Below are 2056 nucleotides of genomic sequence, written 5' to 3'. Positions count from 1 at the left end.
GTGATCTGCCAGCGCTGATTCTCAGGGCCTTCAATACTCACCGGCTGCCCGAGCGCATCCCGCTCAATGGCCCAGCGCGTGCCGTCCGGGCCGGTCTGGGCAATGATTTGGCCGTGGTCATCCCGTTCGATCAATGTCTCGTGACCCAGGGGATCGACGGTGGCGATCTTGCGCCCGGCGCGGTCGTAGCGGAACTCAATGCGCGAGCCGTCGGCGCGGGTGTGGGCCGTCCAGCGGCGGCCGGGGCCGCTGCCCACAAAGTGGTAGCGCTCCTCCCGTCCCAGGCTGTCGGTGACCCGGGTGTGATCCACATGATACGTGTAAGAGCGGGCCAAGCCACCGGCTTCCTGCTGACCCACCACGCGGCCATCCGGGGCGTGGCGATCCCAGGTGTAGTGGGCTTCCATGCCCCCGGGCACCCGGTGGGCGGTGAGCATATGATCCTGCCACTCAAACTCGCGCACCACCTCGCCGTGGCGGTGGCGCACCGCGATCAAATCCCCCACCGGGCTATAGGAGTAGCGCACCAGCCACTCGTCCGCTAGCTCACCGTCGTGGGTTTTCACCAGCTTGACGCCGGTTAAGCGCTGCCCAGTATCGCCCTGCATGGCGGGTAACAGGCTATCGTAGACCAGCTGGTAGTGGCGCTGGGCGCTGTCGATCACCCGCACCAACTGGCCCCCTTCCCAGCGGTACTGGGTGGTGTAGCCGTTGCGGTCGCGCTCTTCGATTAAGGGCCAGCGGGCAGCGGTATCCCTTGAGCTATCGCCGGAAGGCGCACCCGTGGTGGTGGCCGCGTCTGCTGGATGGGCAGAGGCTGGGCTGGCAAACACGTAGTAAAGCCCGCTGGCATCGCTTAACACGATACGCTCGGGATCACTACGCAGCGTCTCGTCCAGGGCTTGCCAGCGGCTATCGTCGCTTGGGGCGCTATCGTGTTCAGAGGCGCTGACGCTTGCGCTCCCCCCACGACGGATCCACAGCTGCTCGGTAGGCGAGAAGCGCGCCTGGCCGGGGGCCAGTGCGCCAAAAGTAATTTGACGGCCCTGGGCATCGTGGACAATACAGGCGTCGTCGTTGAGGGTAATGGCAAGGCTTTCACCTGGGAGCGACCAGCCCTGACCCAGAGCACCTATTTGTTCATTGCTGGAGAGGTAGCCACGGCTAAACACAAACGGCCGGGGCGCGGGGAGCGCAAAATCGGTCTCCGCGGGCAGCAGCTTGGCGCCCAAGAGCGGGTTCACCGGGCTGCCCACTGCCGGTTGGCAGGCGCTGCAGTCGTCGGCCAGGCCATCGGTAATAGCGATATCGTCCAGCGCCAAGGGGGTGGCGGCGGTAATGTCGCTGGTTAATAGCGGGGTCTGGTGCGGGTCGAGGGTGACGTCCTCGTTCTCCTCGGGCTCGGCTTCCCCGGGCAGGCGGGGCAGTACAATGGCGTGGCCTTGGCCACGCCCGGGGCTACCGCCGGAGTTGATCTTGACCTGAGGCCCGACAAGGGTCACGCCGCCGGGGTCGAGCTTGATAAAGCTGCCGCCGGCTTTGAGGGTGATCTCGCTGCCCGCTTCCAACACAATCTGGCTGCCCGCCTTGTGGTGCAGCTCGCGGCCGGTCTCGACCAACTGGGACGCGCCGTAGACCTCATGGCGGGTTTGATCGATCTGGAGGTGGTCATCGCCCTTGATCTGGGTGTAGCGCTTACCGTGTACCGTCAGGTGATCGTCATTGTGGATCTCGCTGAGTCGGTTGCGATGCAGCTTTAAATGGCTGTCCCGGCGGATCTCCTCGGTGCGGTCGTTAAGGGTCAGCAGCTCCAGGTCTTTTTGGGCGTGGAGCCAGATCTGCTCCTGGTCGGTGGCGTCCTCAAAACGCAGTTCGTTAAAGCCTTTTGATTTATGGCTCTGGGTGCGGATCACCGTGCGGGTTTTGTTGGCGGGCAGCGGGTAAGGGGGCGTGTTCACCGCGTGATAGGTGCGTCCGGTGATCAGCGGCTGATCGGGGTCACCTTCCAGAAACGAGACGATGACCTCATGGCCGATCCGGGGGATCGCCATGCTGC

1 protein-coding gene and 1 pseudogene are annotated in these 2056 nt (G+C 64.4%); both read right to left on the bottom strand.

The window, feature by feature from the left end:
* A partial coding sequence (locus tag M8006_RS17540; RefSeq protein ID WP_250084482.1) for a DUF6531 domain-containing protein occupies positions 1 to 1244 on the bottom strand: 1244 nt, incomplete at its 3' end.
* A gap of 105 nt (positions 1245 to 1349) precedes the next feature.
* Positions 1350 to 2056: pseudogene (locus tag M8006_RS17535) on the bottom strand (type VI secretion system Vgr family protein); the annotation flags it as partial.

Origin of the sequence: Halomonas llamarensis, assembly GCF_023555005.1 — a bacterium.
GTDB lineage: Bacteria > Pseudomonadota > Gammaproteobacteria > Pseudomonadales > Halomonadaceae > Vreelandella > Vreelandella llamarensis.
This window is presented reverse-complemented; position numbering and strand designations above follow the sequence as displayed.